This window comes from Giesbergeria sp., from assembly GCF_028686475.1.
GTDB lineage: Bacteria > Pseudomonadota > Gammaproteobacteria > Burkholderiales > Burkholderiaceae_C > Simplicispira.
Window position 1 is genome coordinate 105,768 of sequence record NZ_JAQUCA010000001.1, and the last position, 18,748, is coordinate 124,515.

17 protein-coding genes are annotated in these 18,748 nt (G+C 57.1%); 8 read left to right on the top strand and 9 right to left on the bottom strand.

Annotated features, from left to right (window positions below):
* The first annotated feature begins 1 nt into the window (after position 1).
* The 3 genes from PHX60_RS00445 (at position 2) to PHX60_RS00455 (ending at position 2,421) form a co-directional block, all read left to right on the top strand.
* Positions 2–769 carry a sulfite exporter TauE/SafE family protein gene (locus PHX60_RS00445; RefSeq protein ID WP_300073060.1) on the top strand — a complete coding sequence of 256 codons (768 nt, stop codon included), beginning with the start codon at positions 2–4 and terminating at the stop codon, positions 767–769.
* 134 nt (positions 770–903) lie between these two features.
* Positions 904–1,779, top strand: a complete 876-nt coding sequence (gene htpX / locus PHX60_RS00450; RefSeq protein WP_300073063.1) for a protease HtpX — start codon at positions 904–906, stop codon at positions 1,777–1,779.
* A 9-nt stretch (positions 1,780–1,788) separates the two neighbouring features.
* Positions 1,789–2,421 (top strand): LysE family transporter, encoded by a 633-nt coding sequence (locus PHX60_RS00455; RefSeq protein ID WP_300073066.1) that lies wholly within the window; start codon positions 1,789–1,791, stop codon positions 2,419–2,421.
* Positions 2,422–2,431: 10 nt separating this feature from the next.
* On the opposite strand, the gene hypD is transcribed toward PHX60_RS00455, so the two are convergent.
* Genes hypD through PHX60_RS00470 form a run of 3 tightly spaced genes read right to left on the bottom strand, consistent with a single transcriptional unit; the run spans position 2,432 to position 4,671 of the window.
* Positions 2,432–3,601, bottom strand: coding sequence for a hydrogenase formation protein HypD (hypD, locus tag PHX60_RS00460; protein WP_300073069.1), 1,170 nt, complete (start codon positions 3,599–3,601; stop codon positions 2,432–2,434).
* Positions 3,598–3,843, bottom strand: a complete 246-nt coding sequence (locus PHX60_RS00465; RefSeq protein WP_300073072.1) for a HypC/HybG/HupF family hydrogenase formation chaperone — start codon at positions 3,841–3,843, stop codon at positions 3,598–3,600. The genes hypD and PHX60_RS00465 overlap by 4 nt, the downstream gene beginning before the upstream one ends.
* Before the next feature lie 6 nt (positions 3,844–3,849).
* Positions 3,850–4,671 carry a carbamoyltransferase HypF gene (locus tag PHX60_RS00470; protein ID WP_300073074.1) on the bottom strand — a complete coding sequence of 274 codons (822 nt, stop codon included), beginning with the start codon at positions 4,669–4,671 and terminating at the stop codon, positions 3,850–3,852.
* A gap of 47 nt (positions 4,672–4,718) precedes the next feature.
* Between PHX60_RS00470 and PHX60_RS00475 the strand changes: the two genes are divergently transcribed.
* Genes PHX60_RS00475 through PHX60_RS00495 form a run of 5 tightly spaced genes read left to right on the top strand, consistent with a single transcriptional unit; the run spans position 4,719 to position 8,778 of the window.
* The gene (locus PHX60_RS00475) at positions 4,719–5,660 is read left to right on the top strand and encodes an IS5 family transposase (protein WP_300073076.1); all 942 of its coding nucleotides are present in this window, start codon (positions 4,719–4,721) and stop codon (positions 5,658–5,660) included.
* A 20-nt stretch (positions 5,661–5,680) separates the two neighbouring features.
* Complete coding sequence (locus PHX60_RS00480) at positions 5,681–7,177, top strand: Ni/Fe hydrogenase subunit alpha (RefSeq protein WP_300073079.1); 1,497 nt, start codon at positions 5,681–5,683, stop codon at positions 7,175–7,177.
* Between the two features lie 8 nt (positions 7,178–7,185).
* On the top strand, positions 7,186–7,638 hold the full coding sequence (locus PHX60_RS00485) for a hydrogenase maturation protease (RefSeq protein ID WP_300073082.1): 453 nt from the start codon (positions 7,186–7,188) through the stop codon (positions 7,636–7,638).
* A 33-nt stretch (positions 7,639–7,671) separates the two neighbouring features.
* The gene (locus tag PHX60_RS00490) at positions 7,672–7,833 is read left to right on the top strand and encodes a hypothetical protein (protein WP_300073085.1); all 162 of its coding nucleotides are present in this window, start codon (positions 7,672–7,674) and stop codon (positions 7,831–7,833) included.
* Positions 7,834–7,887: 54 nt separating this feature from the next.
* Complete coding sequence (locus PHX60_RS00495; protein ID WP_300073087.1) at positions 7,888–8,778, top strand: M23 family metallopeptidase; 891 nt, start codon at positions 7,888–7,890, stop codon at positions 8,776–8,778.
* Positions 8,779–8,786: 8 nt separating this feature from the next.
* On the opposite strand, the gene PHX60_RS00500 is transcribed toward PHX60_RS00495, so the two are convergent.
* From PHX60_RS00500 to PHX60_RS00525, 6 genes are all read right to left on the bottom strand, one after another.
* On the bottom strand, positions 8,787–9,026 hold the full coding sequence (locus tag PHX60_RS00500) for a DUF2442 domain-containing protein (RefSeq protein ID WP_300073090.1): 240 nt from the start codon (positions 9,024–9,026) through the stop codon (positions 8,787–8,789).
* 9 nt (positions 9,027–9,035) lie between these two features.
* Positions 9,036–9,305: a DUF4160 domain-containing protein gene (locus PHX60_RS00505; protein WP_300073093.1), complete on the bottom strand. Its 270-nt coding sequence runs from the start codon at positions 9,303–9,305 to the stop codon at positions 9,036–9,038.
* Positions 9,306–9,537: 232 nt separating this feature from the next.
* Positions 9,538–10,956, bottom strand: a complete 1,419-nt coding sequence (locus tag PHX60_RS00510; RefSeq protein ID WP_300073095.1) for a hypothetical protein — start codon at positions 10,954–10,956, stop codon at positions 9,538–9,540.
* 71 nt (positions 10,957–11,027) lie between these two features.
* On the bottom strand, positions 11,028–12,242 hold the full coding sequence (locus tag PHX60_RS00515) for a hypothetical protein (protein ID WP_300073098.1): 1,215 nt from the start codon (positions 12,240–12,242) through the stop codon (positions 11,028–11,030).
* 250 nt (positions 12,243–12,492) lie between these two features.
* Positions 12,493–14,484, bottom strand: coding sequence for a class I SAM-dependent methyltransferase (locus PHX60_RS00520; RefSeq protein ID WP_300073100.1), 1,992 nt, complete (start codon positions 14,482–14,484; stop codon positions 12,493–12,495).
* Positions 14,485–14,499: 15 nt separating this feature from the next.
* Positions 14,500–18,651 carry a glycosyltransferase gene (locus PHX60_RS00525; protein ID WP_300073103.1) on the bottom strand — a complete coding sequence of 1,384 codons (4,152 nt, stop codon included), beginning with the start codon at positions 18,649–18,651 and terminating at the stop codon, positions 14,500–14,502.
* Between the last annotated feature and the right edge of the window lie 97 nt (positions 18,652–18,748).

An 18,748-nucleotide genomic window follows, 5' to 3' on the forward strand; every position in this document is an offset into this window, starting at 1 on the left:
GATGTGGCCGGCTCTACCGGATGCCCTGTTGCTGCTGGCGGCAGCCTTTGGTGCCGGGGCGCTCAATGCAGTGGCCGGTGGCGGTAGTTTTTTAACCTTACCGGCTTTGGTCTGGACAGGGGCGCCGCCGGTGGTGGCCAATGCCACGGGTACGGTGGCTTTGTTGCCGGGCTATCTGGCCAGCGTGTGGGGCCAGCGCCAAGATATGCAGGCCCCGCCGGGATTAAGCCTGTGGGCAGTGGCATTGTTATCGTTGTTGGGTGGGGCGCTGGGGGCTGGTTTGTTGCTGTTGACACCCCATGCTACTTTTAGCCGCATCGTGCCTTGGTTGTTGTTGCTGGCCACCGCCTTGTTTGCTTTTGGCCCTTGGCTGCGGCAATGGGCATCAGGAACGGCAGGCACTGCTGGCGCTGCGCCGCGTTGGCGTGTTGGGGTCGGGTTGCTGGCGGTGGGTGTTTATGGTGGCTACTTCAATGGCGGCTTGGGCATTTTGCTGCTGGCCTTTTGGAGTTTGTGCGGGGCCATGTCGCTGCACCAGATGAATGCACTTAAAAATGGGGTTTCCGCTTTGCTGGCGGCGATTGCCGTGGCGGTGTATGCCGCCGGTGGTGTGGTGCAGTGGCCGCAGGCCCTGCTGATGATGCTGGCGGCTACCGCCGGTGGCTACACCGGGGCGCGGCTGGCCCGGCGCATTCCGGTGCCGTGGTTGCGGGCAGGCATTGTGCTGACGGGCTTGGCGATGGCGGCGCTGTTTTTTGCCCGAGGCTAAAACGGAGGCGCAAAGAACTTTTGCTTCTAGCCTCCCTCTAAGTTACTTTGCAACCTATCTGCACCAAAAACGCAAACTGTCGCGTTTTTTGGGGGTGTTGGGCCTAGCTTCGTCCTTATAGAAAAAAATTGTCTATGAAACGCATTTTGTTATTTGTCTTGACCAACGTGGCCGTGGTGGCCGTGCTGGGCATTGTGGCCAGCTTGTTGGGGGTGAATCGCTATTTAACTTCCGGCGGCCTTCATCTGGGGGCCTTACTGGGTTACGCGCTGGTGATGGGCTTTGGCGGGGCCATCATCTCCTTGCTGATTTCTAAGCCGATGGCCAAATGGACATCGGGGGTGCAAATTATTGAGCAACCGCGCAACCAAGACGAAGCTTGGATTGTCGATACCGTGCGTAAGTTTGCCGATAAATCGGGCATTGGGATGCCCGAAGTGGGCATTTTTGAAGGGGAACCCAATGCCTTTGCGACGGGGGCCTTCAAAAATTCGGCGCTGGTGGCGGTGTCCACTGGCTTGCTCCAAAGCATGACCCACGAAGAAATTGAGGCCGTGATTGCCCACGAAGTGGCCCACATTGCCAATGGCGATATGGTCACCATGACGCTGATTCAAGGGGTGATGAACACCTTTGTCGTCTTTTTGTCGCGCGTGATTGCTTATGCCGTCGATAGTTTTTTACGCAAGGGCGATTCAGAAAATTCTGGCCCCAGCATGGCCTACACCATCACCGCGATTGTGCTGGACATTTTGCTGGGCTTTGTCGCTGCCATCATCGTGGCTTGGTTCTCGCGCCAGCGCGAGTTCCGCGCCGATGCTGGCGCTGCCCAATTGATGGGCCGCAAGCAGCCCATGATTAACGCCTTGGCCCGTTTGGGCGGCGTACATCCGGCAGAATTGCCCAAGAGCATAGCGGCTATGGGCATTGCCGGTGGCATGGGCCAATGGTTTAGCACCCATCCACCGATTGAAGAGCGCATTGCGGCGCTGCAAAACGCCAGCCACTGAGCCACCACCATGGAGTTTTCTACTTGGCTGGCACTGTTTGCCGCCTCCTGGGCCATCAGTATTTCTCCGGGGCCAGGGGCGGTAGCCTCGATGAGTGCGGGGTTGAACCACGGTTTTCGCATCGGTTATTTCACAGCGTTTGGGCTGGTGCTGGGTATTTGGGTGCAAATCGTGGTGGTCGGGCTGGGCTTGGGGGCTTTGATAGCGGCCTCCAATACAGCTTTTGCAGTGGTGAAGTGGCTGGGTGTGGCTTATTTGGTGTGGTTGGGCATCCAACAATGGCGCGCCCCGGCGGTGCCGATGGTGGCCAAAATAGAAGGCGAGCGCCCGCAAGCCTCACGTGCCAGCATGGTGTTGCGTGGTTTGCTGGTGAATATCGTCAACCCAAAAGGCACGGTATTTTTGCTGGCAGTGGTGCCACAATTTATCAACTTGGCCCAACCGCTGCTGCCACAGTATGTCGCGATTGGCCTGACCATTGCGTTTACCGATTTGGTGGTGATGGCAGGTTACACCGCCTTGGCTGCCCGTGTGCTGGGCACTTTGACTTCTACCGCCCATATTCGGGCCATCAATCGCATTTTTGGCGGTATGTTTGTGCTGGCTGGGTCCTTGCTGGCGCTGTTGAAGCGCGCCACCTAGCCGTGGAAACCTATGGGAAGGTAGCAGCGTTCGCCATTGAAGCGGCAGGGTTGAGGCTGGGCGCAAGCGCCACCACCCCACGGAAGCGGCCATAACTGTAATGCGCCGCACAGGCCCCTTTTGACGACACCATGCACGAGCCTATGGGATGCTCAGGTGTGCAGGCGGTGGCAAAAATGCGGCATTGCTCTGGGCGTTTTTCGCCGCGCAAAATGGCAGCACATTCGCAGGCTTTGTGGTCTGGCACCGGCTGGTAGGGTGCAACAAAACGTTGTTCGGCATCAAAGGCCGCCCAAGCCGGGCGCAAGCGCAGGGCCGATTGCACCAAGCTGCCCAAGCCACGCCAGTCAAAAGCGGGGCGCAACTCAAACACCTGCTCCACCAAGGCTTGCGCTTTGCGGTTGCCTTCAGGTGTCACAGCACGGGTGAACTGGTTTTCCACTTCAGCGCGGCCTTGGTTGATTTGCGCCACCAACATCTGAATGGCGCGCAGCACATACAGCGGTTCAAAGCCCGCAATTACCACCGGCTTGCCATAGTCGCGCGCAAACGGCACATAGGGTGCGCTGCCAATCACGGTAGAAACATGCGCTGGCCCGACAAAACCATCCAGCTGCACCCCGGTTGGGGCGGCCAAAATGGCGTGCATGGCTGCCGGAGTCAGCACATGGTTGCACAACACAGAAAAATTCTTCAATCCTTCGGCATGGGCTTGCAACACGGCCACGGCGCTGGGGGGCGTGGTGGTTTCAAAGCCAATGGCCAAAAACACCACTTGGCGCTCGGGCTGTTGGCGGGCGATTTGCAAGGCATCCAAGGGCGAATAAACCATGCGTACATCGGCCCCTTGGCCTTTAGCCCGCAGCAAAGATAACTTGTGCGAAGCCGGTACGCGCAGCGTGTCGCCATAGGCACACAAAATCACCTGCTGCTCTAACGCCAGCTGAATGGCTTGGTCAATGCGGCCAATCGGCAGCACACACACCGGGCAGCCGGGGCCGTGGATTAGTTGGATGGAGGGCGGTAACAAATCCACCAGCCCATAGCGCGAGATAGCATGGGTATGGCCGCCGCAAAACTCCATCAGCCGATACTGACGGCCGGGTTGCACTTCGCGGGCAATGGCTTGGGCCAGCCCTTGGGCGATGTGGCCGTCGCGGAAATCATCCACATACTTCATGGCGCGGCCCCTGTGGCAGGGGATGCTGTAGCCCAGATTTCTCGCAACAGGGCCAGCGTGGCTTCGGCCTCTTCCACATCCAACTTTCGCAGTGCGAAGCCGACATGCACTATCACATAGTCGCCCACGGCCACATCGTCCACCATCGCCAGCGAGATGGTTTTACGTACCCCATCCAAATCCACCACGGCTTGGTCTGGGGCAGGCAATTGCACAACTCTGGCAGGTACAGCCAAACACATAGATGTTTATCCTTTTTGCTCGTCTTGTAAGCCAGCGCGTGCTACCCATGCTTGACCCAATGCAATCGCATTGTCCCCGGGGGTCAAGCTACGGGCGGTAAGACAGCGCAGTCCGCGTGCGGCACAGTGTTGGCGCATGGCTGCCAACAGGTATTGATTGAACCAGCAGCCCCCGCCCAGTGCCACCGTGGTAATCCCTGTGGTGGCTATGGCTTGCTCTAGCCAAGCACACAAAGCGGCAGCCACCGTGGCATGAAAGCAGGCGGCACCCCGGCCTGCGTCAGGCTCATCAGCCAGTGCAGCCAACAGGGGCAATGAGTTAAGTTGCCCATCGGCTTGCAACTCCCAGCCTTGGGCGAGGGGCACACAGGGGCCATAGGCTTGGGCGGCCTGCTCTAACGCAATCGCCGCTTCGGCCTCGGTGTGCATGATGCTGCACAGGCCCAACAAACCGGCAGCCGCATCAAACAAGCGCCCCATGCCAGAGGTAGCCGGACAACGTAGACCCCGTACTAGCAGTTGCGCCACGCCAGCTGCCGCACTGTGTTGAGCAACACGTACTGGAATCTCCGCACCCCGGCCAAAGGCGTGCAGGGCCGCTGCTGCCATGCGCCAAGGCTCTTGCGCCGCCCGGTCGCCCCCCGGCAAGGCCAGCGGGTGCAAATGCCCCAAGCGTTGGCAACGGCTGCCGTGGACTTGCAACAGCTCGCCGCCCCACGCCGTGCCATCGTGGCCCCAACCCACGCCGTCTAACGCCAGGCCCAACACCGGCCCTTGCCAGCCATGTTCCGCACAAATGGCAGCAATATGGGCATGGTGGTGTTGCACCGGCTTTGTTGCACAAATCCCCCGACCAGCAGGTAAGCTAACGTCCCATGAGTGAAGCCGCACCCGCCAAGACCCGCTACAAAACCACCAACTGGCCCGAGTACAACGCCGCCTTGAAGGCCCGCGGCTCGCTGACCCTGTGGTTCGATCTTGACATGCAATGGCTGGCCACCCCAGTGGCAAGCGCGGTCGCCAGCAGATTTTCCGATGCCAGCATCCAGTTTTACTTGAGCATGAAATGCCTGTTTGGGCTGGCCTTGCGCCAAAGTTTGGGCTTCGTGCAAAGTCTGCTACAGCTATCGGGGGCAAACTGGCCGGTGCCCGATTACAGCACCGTCAGTCGCCGCCAAAAGAGCTTAGCGGTAGAGCTCATCGCTTACCGCAACCGCAGCGAAGGGCTGCATCTGCTGGTCGATAGCACCGGCATCAAGTTCTTGGGCGAAGGCGAATGGAAACGCAAAAAGCATGGCCCAGAGTACCGCCGCCAATGGCGCAAGGTGCATCTGGGCATAGATGCCCAAACGCTGGAGATATGTGCCATTGAGGTGACCGACAACAGCGTGGGCGATGCCCCGATGTTGCCGCATTTGTTGGAGCAAATCCCCCCAGAGCAGGACATCATCAGCGTCAGTGGCGATGGTGCCTATGACACCAAGGCCTGCCACGAGGCTATTGCCCAGCGTGCAGCACAAGCGATCATCCCACCGCGCAAAAATGCCCAATTCTGGAAAGAAGGCTGCTCCGTGGGAGCCAAGGTACGCAACGAGGCGGTCAAAGCCTGCCAACGTTTCGGTCGTGGGCTATGGAAGAAATGGAGCGGTTACCACCGGCGCAGCCTGGTCGAGACCAAGATGCACTGCTTTAAACGCTTGGGTGAGCGGGTGATGGCGCGCACGTTTGAGCGTCAGGTGGTGGAGCTGCAAGTGCGCGTCGCTTTGCTCAACCGCTTCACACAAATGGGCCGTCCTGTGACGGTGCCTGTGGCATAAATCCGTCTGGGGTAAGGGGAATGCCGTCTTTTTTCAGATTTGTGCAACAAAGCCGCTTTGAACTCGAAACCGCCACCGTGGCCAGTGAATCTTTGCGCCGCGTGGCCATTGACCCAGTCTCTCGCGTCGAAGGCCACGGCAAAGTCACCCTGCTGCTGGACGAAAACAACAAAGTGCATCAGGTACGGCTGCACATTGTCGAGTTTCGTGGCTTTGAGCGCTTTATCCAAGGGCGGCCCTATTGGGAAGTGCCGGTGATGGTGCAACGCCTGTGTGGCATTTGCCCGGTGTCGCACCATCTGGCCGCCAGCAAAGCACTGGATGTGATTGTCGGGGCCAAGCAACTCACGCCCACGGCCGAAAAAATGCGCCGCCTGATGCACTACGGCCAGATACTGCAATCGCACGCGCTGCACTTTTTTCACCTCTCGTCACCCGACCTGCTGTTTGGCTTTGACTCCGAAGTAGCGCAGCGCAACATTGTGGGCGTAGCAGCCAAGTACCCCGATATTGCCAAGCAAGGCATTCTGCTACGCAAATACGGCCAAGAGGTGATTCGCCTCACGGCAGGCAAGCGCGTGCATGGCACAGGTTCGGTGCCCGGCGGTGTCAACCGCTCCTTGACTGGGGCCGAGCGCCAAGAATTGCTCAAAGACAGCTACCAGATGATTGCTTGGAGCTGCGAGGCCGTCAAAATCATCAAAGAGCTGCACCAGCAAAACCCGGCGCTGTACGACCAATTTGGCAGCTTCCGCTCGCACTGGATGGGCTTGGTCGCCCCGAATGGTGATTTAGACCTCTACCACGGCGGCCTGCGGGCCAAAAATGCCGAAGGGAAAATTCTGTTTGACCATGTGGACTACCAAACCTACGACCGCCTCATCACCGAGGAGGTCAAGCCGTGGAGCTACATGAAGTTCCCCTACCTCGCCCAGCTTGGCCCCGAGCAAGGTTGGTATCGGGTTGGCCCCTTGGCACGGGTGCAAACATGCGACCACATTCCCACCCCGTTTACCGAGCATGAACGGCGCGAGTTGGCCGCCTATGCGGGCAGCGAGCCGATGCACGCTTCGCTGGGCTACCACTGGGCGCGCATGATAGAGATGCTGTTTGCGGCTGAGATGATCAAAGAGCTGCTGCACGACGACGACATCGAAGGCAGTGATTTGCTCGTGACCGGCCAGCGCCAGCGCGAAGGGGTGGGTGTGATTGAAGCACCCCGTGGCACGCTGTTCCACCACTACCAAGTCGATGAGAACGATTTGGTCACGATGGCAAATTTGATTGTCTCTACCACCAACAACAACCACGCCATGAACACCGCCGTGCGCGAAGTGGCGAAAAAATATCTGGACGGCCAACAGATTACCGAAGGGCTACTCAACCATATCGAAGTGGCCATCCGCGCTTACGACCCCTGCCTGTCTTGTGCCACCCATGCACTGGGCAAAATGCCGCTAGAAGTCTTGCTGCTGGATGCCCAAGGGCGCGAGTTAGACCGCCAATATAAAGCCTAAGCCTACCCATGCCTGCCAACACCTTGGTTTTTGCCTGGGGCAACCCCAGCCGGGGCGACGATGCCTTGGGGCCACTGTTTGCCGAAGCCGTGCAAGCCATGAATTTGCCGCAGGTAGAGTGCCTGACCGATTTTCAATTGCAGATAGAACACACGCTTGATTTGGTCGGGCGGCAGCGTATTTTGTTTGTCGATGCTTCTTGTGGCGTGTCGGATGGCGTGCAGCCGCCGTTTCATTGTGCGCCCTTGCACCCAGCACGCGATAGCAGCTATACCACCCATGCCATGAGCCCAGCAGCATTGTTGCAGGTTTTTGCTGATGTGCAAGGCCACGCGCCGCCCCCCAGTTGGCTGTTGGCGATTCCCGGCCAAAGTTGGGAGTTGGGCCAGCCCCCCAGCGCTGCCGCGCAAGCGCGTTTAGCCCAAGCACTGGATTGGGCCGGGCAGTGGTTGCACGCATAACGAATCAACATTTTTGTGTCGCCGGAGTCGAACATGGCATTTTTTTCTGTATCCCACCTGCGTACCCTGCTCGTTGGCGGGCTGGCCTTGGGGCTGGCGCTGCGTTACCAAGCAGCACGCTATCAGCACTGGACACTGGCGGGCTTGGGCAGTGTGTGCAGCGCAGCTGGGCTGTATCTGTTCAGCCACGTTTGAGGCAGCCTCAGCACGCCAAAGTGCTGGTCGGGTAGTATCGAAAATTTTATGACCATGACTTCATCGCCTTCTCCTTGGATACTTCCCTCCATGCAGCGCCGCACCACCTTGCTGGGGGGCTTGGCTTATCTTGCGCTCCCAACGCTGGCGTTGGCAAAACCTTCGGCCTCCAGCGCTACGGGGGCCGCCGATAGATGGCCGCGCCATACGCCGGTGCCCGGTGGCATAGCGCGACTCTCGCTCGGGGCGGCACCCCAGCGCCCCGTTGTGCGGGCGGGTGAGGTGCCGGTACTGGTGTTGGGCGATGCCATTGAATGGACAGCACTGGTGGGCATTGCGCTGGCGGCCAGTCCCGGCAGCGCCCAAATTACGGTGCAACAGCCCAGCGCTGCGCTGCGTACCCTGTCTTACGACATCGAACCCAAGCAATACCCCGAGCAGCAACTCAAGGTAGCGCCGCGTACCGTGGATTTAGCCCCCGAAGACTTGGCCCGCCATGAGCGCGAACGCGCCCACCAGCGCAAAATTATGGCAACCTTCAGTGAACCGTGGCCACAAAATTTGCAAATGCAAGCCCCGACACCAGGGCGACGCTCTAGTTCTTTTGGTTTGCGTCGGGTATTTAACGGACAACCCCGCGCCCCACACAGCGGCATGGACATTGCTGCCGCCACTGGCACGCCAGTGCTGGCCCCACTGCCGGGGCGGGTGATTGACGTGGGCGATTATTTTTTTAACGGCGAAACCGTGTGGCTAGACCACGGTGGCGGTTTACTCTCTATGGTGTGCCACCTCAGCCGCGTGGATGTGCAGGTGGGCGAAAAACTCACGACCGGCCAGCGCTTGGGTGCCGTAGGGGCCACAGGCCGCGCCACTGGACCGCATTTGCATTGGGGCGTGATGCTCAACCGCGCGATGGTGGATCCGGCGCTGTTTTTAAGCTAAAAATTGAGCTAATTTTTGAGTGGGACTGAGCGATCGTAGAGAGTTTCCGGTGCGATGTCTAAATCGCCCGGCCAACAAACTGTATCCAATGCAACGTAAGCTTGTTTGAATTTGGATACATCTTTCAGCTGGGTAAAAACACCTCGATCAAGGTAGGGGCGCGCATCAAACAGGCGGTGTGAGCCATCGTTAAACCAAAGCTCTAGCGTAAAATCGTCTTTGGAAATAACTTTTGTTACCGATTCCATGAAATATCCTTAGCGTAAAGGGTCAATTGGAAAGAGCGACTGGCCGTTAATTGCTAACTCCCAATCAGCCAATAGATCTTCGCGGCGAATTTCGATCCATGCCTGAACTAGACGTACTTTAGATATAGGAATTTCTCCACTGAGGACGGAGCCATCGAGAATAGAGAATGAGGCTGTTTGCCCCTGATATTTTGCATGAATATGGGGTAAATTATGACGCTCATTATCATAAAAATACAGGCTTATGATAATTCCATAAAACATACTGATGGTGGGCATAAGCAATACCCAGTGAATAAAAGTATGTAGAGCCATGTTGGGTTACGCAGTCATCCAACATGGCCCACACAGATAGCACACCATCAAAAAACTGCCACATCCCCGCAAAACGGTAAAGCCCTTATGGCCGAATTATTTCGGCTTGCGTGCAACCCGAGCTGCGCGGGTGCGGCAGAACCAGCAGGGGCGTTAGGGCAATTCAAAAGTCAAGCCTAAAGCGGCAGGCTAGACGTTAGTTCTTTTTCCAAATAATACCCATGTTTTTGAAGGCACCATCGGCCCCCATATAACCGAAGTACAACTCTGCATTAAAGTATTCAGCAATGGCTTGGGGTAAGCCGGTAGGAATACGGAAAGAAGTTTCCGCCGTGGTGGGGGTTTGGTTAATTTTGTAGGCCACCGATAGAGGATTGGGTGAATTTTGCTGCATCCATCCAGTGGGTGTGAAAAAGAACCACTCCTCTTCATCATTCATATAAGGAAAGCTGGTCTTAGGCAGCAAAGCAGCAATCCAGAAATTGGTTTTGTTGGTAGCTACCAATTCAGTGTCAGGGCGCTTCAGTTTGAAGTTGATGACCAAATTTCCAGCGGTATCGGCACTGGGCACATTGTCTAAGATTTGTGCAGCATTGGGATCGGCTGGCTGCAAGGTGAGAGTCTCTTCTTTATCACCACAGGTAATCTTGACTGGGGTTTCGGTAGCAACGGTGCCTGTAACACTAAATTTAGCCGTTTGGCCATCGGAGGGCTGTGACAGGGTGACCAAGGGGCTATTGCTGCTGCAATTGGCAGGCAAGGCGGGGTTGTTGGTGCCCACTGGAGTGACGGTAATTGACCCACTGTTAGTGCCAATTTTCCAAGTGCTGGGAGACAGCATAATAGCTGTGAGTGTAGGCCCTACAGGTATAGTGCCTTCCTCCACGGGATCACCGTCGGCCCCAAAACTTGGGGTTAAAGCATTATAAGCAGTTCTATATTGATCGTGATTCACCTCATAAATAGCACCAAGATTTTTCACAGAGGCTTGATTGATAGCACGAATATATAACCACTTCCCCGTAGTTAGTGGAGAGCTAAGTCGAGCGATTCCTGATAAACTAATAGCTCCACTTCCGTCATGAACAAAAATTTTTTCTTGGCCCGCTAAAAGCAAATTGAAATCTGTAAATCTATTTTGGGTGCTTTTGTTGGTTTGATACTCTTCTGCCGTAAGGGCTGTAGTTCTAGTCGGAGGGCTACCAAGCTTTACTGCGACAGCATATTCCGCTGATTGGGGAAGATAACCAGAAGCACCAAAAAATGTAGTGCCAGCAGGGATATAAATTTTGAATTCTGGATACGAACTATATCCATTTATAATAAATCCAGCACCCCCGTCAACTGTTTGGCACTTATCACGAAATTCTGGATACCCCATAACACATGGAATCACCCCTCCAGCACCAGTTGCAGTAGGATTATATTGATCTTTAAAACCAATCAACGGGCTCGTTGTTCTAAAAACCAATTGTCCACTAGCATCTAAAGAAGATCCGATGTTGTAAACTAAGGGAAATTGGTGAAGCGATAAAAATTCAGCATGTGCTAAACCTGTAGCAGTCAACCCAGCTGCTAACGAGATTTTTAATAAATATTTATTAATTTTTTTCATCAAAATCACTCCAAAAAAAAGCGAGGACAGTTTAAACTATCCTCGCTCTTACATTTACATCAAATCAGCAATCAACGTGCGCTGGTGGCGTAAGCCCAAGTGAACTTGTTAGCAGTTTCATCTTTTTGCATATAAGTAGCAATGGCAGGAACACCAAGGCGTCCTACGTTAGTGCTATCTGCAGGTGTTACAACTTGCGCTACAGCAGCAGTGGCAGCATCAAATGTCAGGCGTGCCCAACCTTCGGTGAAGTGATTAACCCCATTGTCGGTAAGAATATCAGAACCAAAGACCAACCATTGGAACTCTTTCAAGCACTTGTTGGCAGGCAGAGGCGAAAGATTGATAGGCAGGGACTCTTCAGAGTTATTGAAAACTTCAGCACTGACGTTAGTGCAAGAATTCTTCCAGTTGTCGGCAGGAGATTCTCTGAAGGCGTACTGGCCGTCTTGACGGTTGTTGTAAGTCAGCTTGGTGGGGAAGGTGAAAGTTACCAACGACAGCTTGTTATCGCCCACAACGTAAGGCACAGCGATGTTGTTAGTCCACAGAGCTTCCTCTACATCAGCGATAGGGGTGCGCTGGGTAGGCAAGTCAAAACCAGAAACGTTACCAACAGCAATTTTGTTGTTGTTGTTGTAATCAGCCAAGGCCAGCAAAGGCAAAGTAGCGGCACCCATGCCAGGGGCGTGGGCAGTCACAGAACCTGTCAGCACGTTGGGAGTTGCATTGACGGCAACCAGTTCAGCAGCAGCTTCGTGTGCGAGAACGATATTTTCTTTCTTGACACCCGGCTTGAAGGGGGTCACATCGTAAGCGCTACCCATCAGTACTTCAACGTAACCTTGGTTAGGCAAGGGTTGACGGCCAGTGGTAGCCAACTCATTGACAATCTCGACAGGGTTAGTGGCCGAGGCAAAAGTGTTGCTGTTGACCAACTGGATGCTGTCATCAGCACTGGTGATCACAGACTTAACGCAGGTACCTGCTGCATCTGCTGTTTCGCACGACATAGTGCCAGTCCAGACATCGCTAGGGGACAGATAAATCAAAAAGTCCAGCAACTCGGCAGAACTGGTTTGATCACGGAAAACCACTTTGGCAACTACAGACTGAGTCTTGCTGGTGTTAACAACCTTCAGGTCGGTGGTCATACCGCCACCGATAAAGTAAGCGGGGGCAATCAGCAAGTCGCCTGTGCCGTCGCGGCTGACTTCAACTGCATGGGCTGCACCAGCCATAGCCAAGGCGCAGGCAGCGGCAGCAACAACTCGTTTTTTAAACATTCGTTTCTCCAATGAAAAAATTAAACACCACCACGTGGCAATGACCCAAACAGGCCCACAACCCCGAGCATCACTTGAGGATTCGGGTTGTTTTAATAGTAGCAGAGAACACTTCCAGCGCCCCTACCCTAGCAAGTGGACAGGCTTCTGAATGCTAAGAAATCAGCAATTTGTTGCACCCATGCCACAACCTCTGTTCGTTCCGGGCCAGATGGTACCCGATTGTGGTCGTTTAGCATAGCCAATTGTCTTAATTCTCCAACGCTACCAAGGGAGCTGGATGCCGAAACAAGACTTCGGGTATGTGGGCATGGGCCAAGCCTGACAGGGATGCTGGTGCAGTCTCTGCCCACTCGGCTTCTACACGATGAAGTACATAGAACTGCTGCGCCAGCTCCGGCAGGGGCACAGGTGGCGCAGGGTTGGCATAGCAGCGCATAGACGGTGCGGTTTCTGCCAGGCTACGCTCAAAATCAGCGGTCAAAATTTGAGCCTGTGGGTGTTCGCGTGCTACGGTGAACAGCGTTTGCACCGCTCGGAATGCCAGCACTGCACCTTCAGGGAGGTGCAAATGGTAGCGCGCACGGGTGGCAGGCCGTTGGCCAGGGCTGCACAGGGCTTCAACTTCAGCCAGTGGAACCGTGCGTACCCGTTCGTCTAACTGCTGAAAATCGCTCATCGCTTGGCGTAATGCCACCGACGGTTGGGGCGTTTCCAGCAGCACCAGCTCCCAGCCAGCATAAGTTTGCCGCACCAAAGAGAAAAAAGTATCCGTCAGGGCAGATACATTGCGCGGAGCCAACACCACCGAGACAAATGGGGCTTCACGGGCTGGCGTGGCCAGCGTCCGAACTTCGCTAGAGCTTGGCATCTCATCTGGTACTGGTACTGGTACTGGTACTGGTACTGGTACTGGTACTGGTACTGGTACTGGTTCAGGTTCAACAACCATCGGCAGGGATGGTGGGACAGCGGCAGTAGCAGCATCTGCCTGTGCACCATAGCGCAAACGCCGCAGTGCTTGCCACACCGAGGTGGGCAACACGGTACGCGACAAGCCAGTAACACTCAACCAAAGATGGGTTTGCCAACTTAGTGGCGGTGGCGGTGGCGGTGGCGGTGGCGGTGGCGGTGGCGGTGGCGGAGGTTCCGGAATAGTTTGAGGGTAAAACTGGGCAAAATAGCGTGAGCGGTCTTGTGCCACCACATGCTGCTCTAACATCGCAGCAAGGCGCTCGCGCAATTCGGCATTTTCTTCTTTCGCTGCCAGCAGTTTGCGCTGGTCGTCATGACCTGCTGCACTACGGCCAGTGCCATTGGCAGCCATCCCGACAGTGCTGGTCTTGGGCGGATTGATGACAGCCACCGACACACCAGCGGCCAAGGTGCGTAGTTCGTGCGCTGGTAAGGCATCCAGCGCTGCCAAAATAGCGGCATCGCCTGCGTCGGGCTGCCCTTGGCTACTGCGTAGCAAAGCGGCCAGCACGTCCCCCAAGGGGGTCTGTTGTAACAGCACACGATGCTCAGGCGCTATGCGGTCTAAATACACACTTAAGAACCAGCTCAATGACCATTTGGGGTGCTGGTAAGCCTCTACACCGCTCCATTGGATGTCAAAATCACGGAACCAATGGCGCAGACCGGTTTCGGTGGCGTTGTAAAAGTGGTGTGGATAGCCATGTTCGGGTTGCAAAAAAGCGGTGTCGATTTTGGCGATGCCGCCCGGTTGCAGCACGCGGCGGATTTCTGCGGCGGCCCATTCGGGGTATTGCAGATGCTCAAACACGGCTTGGCTGATCACGGCCTGAAAGGCATTGTCGCGGAAAGGCAGCCGGTCTGCCGTGCAGACCACATCGGTCATGGGAAAGCGGAAGATGTCAATCTGGATGACGTTGTCCCAGCGTTGGTGCTTGCCACCAGCGCCCAAATCCAGTACCCAGCCGTCACGGTGGGTTTCGATGATTTCTAACGCCGCTGGGCTGTAAGGATGGCGCGAGACCGGGTCGTCGGCGGAGACCGTGCCCACCCCCGGCTCTTGCATACTCTCGGGCAGCAAAATAGGCACACCAGCGCGCACTGGATAGACGGCAGCGCAGCCACTGCATTGCAGCGTTTGGGCTACTGGGGTTTGGGCGCTCAGTTGTAAGCCACTGCCACAACGCGGGCAGGCCAGCAGAGGCAAAAGAGCGGCCAAACGGGCGGGTGGCGGATGCAGTGCAGTAGGGTCGTCAGTGGTCGTCATGGGATGGCGATGGGTTCAGGGTTGCAGGCGTGCCGCGCCACGTGGCGGCCAGGCCAGCGAGAAGTCTTCGGCATCCATCGTGAGGTTGGGGTTGTAGCAGGGGTCGTGCGCCAACAAATGCGGCCAGCGCGCTTGCAGGGTGTCAATCTCGCGCTTAAAGCGTTGTTGCTTTTCGGGGGTGTCTTCGTAGCCACGCGAGACCGATTCGTGGTGAATCAGCTCGGCATAGGGGGTCCAGTGGTTGCGGTAACCAGCTTCATGCACCCGCAGGCAGAAATCCACATCGTTAAAGGCGACGGCCAAGCTTTCGTCCAAGCCGCCCACTTCTTCATAAATGCTGCGCCGCACCAACAGGCACGCCGCCGTAACAGCCACAAACTCTTGTGCCAGCACGGCCCGGCCCATATAGCCATGCTGGCCGCGTGGCAGGTATTTGTGCGCGTGTCCGGCCACACCGCACACCAACACCACGCCGCCATGTTGCAAGCGACCATCGGGGTACCAAAGGCGCGCACCGACGCAACCCACGCCGGGTTCCATCGCTGGGCCGACCATTTCATCGAGCCATTCTGGATGGGTGATTTCAATATCGTTGTTCATCATCAGGATGAACTCACCTTGGGCCGCTTGGCGAATGCCGTGGTTGTTGATGGCCGAGAAGTTAAACGGACTGTCGTCACGGAAGACGCGGATTTGGCCGATTGTTTCCCGCTCGGCAAAGAAGGCCAGCGCATCCGGGTCATCGCTGCCGTTGTCCACCAAAATGACTTCGTAGCGCGGATAGCTGGTCTGGCGCAGGCTATCCAAGCACTGGCGCACCAAGGCTTGGCCATTGCGCGTCGGGATGATGATGCTGACCAAAGGCGGGTTGCTGGGCCGTTGCCAGCGGATGCGGTACATGCCGCCCGCTTCGGGGGCTTCTGCTACGCTGCCTTGTAAGCCCCGGCGCTGCAAATGTTCGGTCAAGGCTTTTTGTCCGGCCAAGAAGGCATAGGATTTGTTGCCGTGACCCGAGGCGGTGCTACCAACGGCGGTGCGCCAGTGGTACAAAATTTGTGGGATATGCACCACGGCGCCGGGACAATCGCGCAGGGCATCGACGGCGCGCAGGGCTTGGTCGTAGTCTTGTGCGCCTTCAAAGCTGGGGCGCGGGCCACCGATTTGGTTTAAGAAGGCACGCTCATAGACGGCAAAGTGGCACATGTAGTTGTGCGAGCGCAGTAGCCCCAAGTTGAAGTCGGGCTTAAAGTAGGGGTCAAAGCGGTTGCCAGCTTCGTCAATTTTGTCTTCGTCAGAGTAGAGGACTTTGGCTTGTGGATGGCTGGCAAAAGCCTCTACGGCACACAGCAGGGCGTGGGGGCGCAGTTCGTCGTCGTGGTCTAAAAAGCCAACATACTGCCCTCGGGCCAAGGCAATGGCGGTGTTGGTAGCGTGCGAAATATGCTGGTTCTGGGCATGGAAGGCCAGTTTGATGCGCGGCTCGGCGGCGGCAGTGGCTTCTAATAAAGAGCGCGTGGTGGCATTGCTGGAAGCATCATCACAAATGCACAACTCCCAATGCGGATAGAGCTGGGCTTGCACCGAGGCAATGGCACGTTGCAAGTCACGCGCCACCGGGTTATAGACCGGCATCACCAAGGAGACCAAGGGCGTGGCCGATAGCTGGGCTACGCGCTGGCGCAGGTTTTCTAGGGCGGCAGCATCCAGGGTGTCGTATTGCTGCACCCAGCGGGCATAGTTGCGCTCGTTGCTGGGGGCTGCTGGGGGGATAAGGCTTGTCTCGGTGGTGGTGGCCGCAGATTCTGGCGCGGCGGCGGGTGCATAAGACGGTGTCTGTAGCAAACGCCCCGCGCGCTGGCGCACGCCCGCCAGCCCCTCGCGCTGATAGACCTCGGCGGTACGGCGTAGCACTTGGCCTATGCCCATGCCGCGCTGGCGCGCTACCCCTAAGGCCGCCCAAGTACGGCGCACGTCGCGTACCAGCTTACCTGCTACGCGCACCGGCTTGGACACTTGCCACGAAGTGCTGGACAAAATGGCCTGCACATCGTTGCGGCTGGCATCCCAAGAGCGTTGCAGGTGGGCGGCGTGGTTGTACGTCAGTTGCAGCTCGGTTTGCAGGCGGGCTACTTCTTGCGCCAATTGGCCGGTGGTGGCTTGGGCTTGGGTAAGCTCTTGCTCGGTACGGGCGTGGGCTTGTTCGATATGGGCGCGCTGCTGCTCGGTGTGTAACAGGGTTTGGGCTTGGGTGTTGAGCTGCTGTTGCAAGCGCTGGCGTTCTTGTACCAATTGGTCGTGCAGTTGCTGTAGGTGGTCGCGTTGCTGTTCGACTTGTTGGTGTGAGTGTTGCAACACGCTTTGCTCTTGCTGCAGTTGGGCGCATTGCTGCTGTGCTTGATCGCGTTGCTGCTCGACTTGCTGGTGTGAGTGTTGCAACACATCGCGGTGTTGTTGCACTTGGTCGCGGTGGGCGCAGGCTTGTTCGTGCGCTTGGCGCAGGTGGTGCGCTTCTTGGCGTGCTTGGTCGGCAGCTTGCAAAGCGGCCAAGGCTTGTTGTTGCTCGGCTTGCAGGGCTTGGTTGAGGCTGTGGGCCTCTTGGCCTAGGCGCTGGCACGTTTGCTGCCAATGTGCGGCTGCTTGAGCTTGGTAGGTCAGTTGGCGTTGGAGGCGGCGGCGCTCGACGGCGCGCCCAATCAAATCTAAAAAACCCGACTCGGAGAGTTGTACGCCCCATTTGGCATACAAACGCGCTGTTGCTTGGCGTGATTTTTCTGGTTCTACCTGCACCCCGGCACCGGCAGTGGCATGGATACGGTAGGCCGCCGAGACTCCCGGCACAAAAATAAACGGCGTGTGGCGCTCTAGTTGTAACCAAAAATCCCAGTCTTCGTACAGGTCAAAACTCTCATCGAGCAGGCAACCGGCTTGCACCAAGGAGCGCGCAAACAGCACGGCGTGGATGGGCATAAAGTTGCCATAACACAGCTCGCGCGGGGCATAGGCAAAGTCAAACACCTCGCCAGCGGGTTCGCCTTGGTCATTGACGCACTCTACTGCCGTGTGCGCGGCTTGGGCCGTGCTGCTTTGGCGCAGGCATTGCACCAGTTTGGCGATATGGTCGGGGTAGAGCCAATCGTCATCGTCCAAAAACAGCAGGTACTGGCCGGTGGCTGCTTGCAGGCCCACGTTGGCAGCGCGGGTGCGTTGCAGCCGCTGCCCTTGCGAGACCACGCGCACCGCCAAACCTTGGGTTTCGGGCGGCAAGGTGGGCAGCCCAGTACCAGCGGCATCTACCAACAAAACCTCTAAGTGGCGGTAGGTTTGCAGTTGCAAAGAGTGCAAAGCCTTGCCCAAGGTGCTGCGCCCCAAAGTACGCACTATCACCGAGACCAAAGGCATATCTTGCGGCAGCACTGCGATGGCTTGGGAGAGCAGGCGCAGGCGCTCCGAGCCAATCATCAACGGGCCACCGGCGCGCAAATCCGTTGCGTTGTAGGCTTCAAAGGCTTCGGCCACTTGGGTGTGGGGCTGCAAAGTCAGGGTACGCAGGTGGTTGAGGGCCGCGATGAAACTGCCATAGGGCAGCTTGGCTTCTTGGCTGGCAAAGGCCGCCATCGCTTGCTGCTTGAGAGGCCACACCGCAGCAATGTCCAGTAGCCGATTGGGGCGCAAGGCGGCGCTTACTTCGTACAGGTACAGGGCGCAAGGCTGGTTTTGCAGACGGCGCACGGCTTCTAGCGCGGCCATCGACGTGGCCACATGGTCGGGGTGCAGCTCCCACGGCGACGGGGCATAGACCAAATCGGCCTGCCAAGTTTGTATCGCCTCTAGCATTTGCGCGATGAGGGGTTCGCCATACACCACGCCCCGGTCGGGCAGGTACCAGCATTGCGGCGCTGGCAAACCCAGCACGCCCGCCGCCGCTGCCGATTCTTGCAGGCGGTTTTGGCTATAACTGCCTTGTGGCCCCTGTGCATCGCCGTGGTCGCCTGCCGTGAGCAAAATCACTTGGACTTGGTGCCCCGCTTGCACATGCAGGGCGATAGCACCGCCACAGCCAAAGACTTCATCGTCGGGGTGCGGTGCCAGTACCAGCACCTTGCGTACATCAGGCAGGGGGGAGGCGCTGTAAGGGATTAGGGTGGCCTCGCTGGGATGTATGCTCACACTCATAAGAAATCAGGCCGGGGAGGGCGAAGGGTCAATGGCGCGCAGGGCGGAAAAAAGCCGCCAAGGGGTGGCGGCAGTGCGGGTGTCACGGTCG

Excerpts from the sequence above, each read along its gene's own strand:
- PHX60_RS00500 (WP_300073090.1), bottom strand. The coding sequence starts at position 9,026 with ATGGAATCGGTAACAAAAGTTATTTCCAAAGACGATTTTACGCTAGAG.
- hypD (WP_300073069.1), bottom strand. The coding sequence starts at position 3,601 with ATGAAGTATGTGGATGATTTCCGCGACGGCCACATCGCCCAAGGGCTG.
- htpX (WP_300073063.1), top strand. The coding sequence starts at position 904 with ATGAAACGCATTTTGTTATTTGTCTTGACCAACGTGGCCGTGGTGGCC.
- PHX60_RS00490 (WP_300073085.1), top strand. The coding sequence starts at position 7,672 with ATGGCATTTTTTTCTGTATCCCACCTGCGTACCCTGCTCGTTGGCGGG.
- PHX60_RS00485 (WP_300073082.1), top strand. The coding sequence starts at position 7,186 with ATGCCTGCCAACACCTTGGTTTTTGCCTGGGGCAACCCCAGCCGGGGC.
- PHX60_RS00445 (WP_300073060.1), top strand. The coding sequence starts at position 2 with ATGTGGCCGGCTCTACCGGATGCCCTGTTGCTGCTGGCGGCAGCCTTT.
- PHX60_RS00520 (WP_300073100.1), bottom strand. The coding sequence starts at position 14,484 with ATGACGACCACTGACGACCCTACTGCACTGCATCCGCCACCCGCCCGT.
- PHX60_RS00480 (WP_300073079.1), top strand. The coding sequence starts at position 5,681 with ATGCCGTCTTTTTTCAGATTTGTGCAACAAAGCCGCTTTGAACTCGAA.
- PHX60_RS00465 (WP_300073072.1), bottom strand. The coding sequence starts at position 3,843 with ATGTGTTTGGCTGTACCTGCCAGAGTTGTGCAATTGCCTGCCCCAGAC.
- PHX60_RS00455 (WP_300073066.1), top strand. The coding sequence starts at position 1,789 with ATGGAGTTTTCTACTTGGCTGGCACTGTTTGCCGCCTCCTGGGCCATC.
- PHX60_RS00510 (WP_300073095.1), bottom strand. The coding sequence starts at position 10,956 with ATGAAAAAAATTAATAAATATTTATTAAAAATCTCGTTAGCAGCTGGG.
- PHX60_RS00475 (WP_300073076.1), top strand. The coding sequence starts at position 4,719 with ATGAGTGAAGCCGCACCCGCCAAGACCCGCTACAAAACCACCAACTGG.
- PHX60_RS00505 (WP_300073093.1), bottom strand. The coding sequence starts at position 9,305 with ATGCCCACCATCAGTATGTTTTATGGAATTATCATAAGCCTGTATTTT.
- PHX60_RS00515 (WP_300073098.1), bottom strand. The coding sequence starts at position 12,242 with ATGTTTAAAAAACGAGTTGTTGCTGCCGCTGCCTGCGCCTTGGCTATG.
- PHX60_RS00495 (WP_300073087.1), top strand. The coding sequence starts at position 7,888 with ATGACTTCATCGCCTTCTCCTTGGATACTTCCCTCCATGCAGCGCCGC.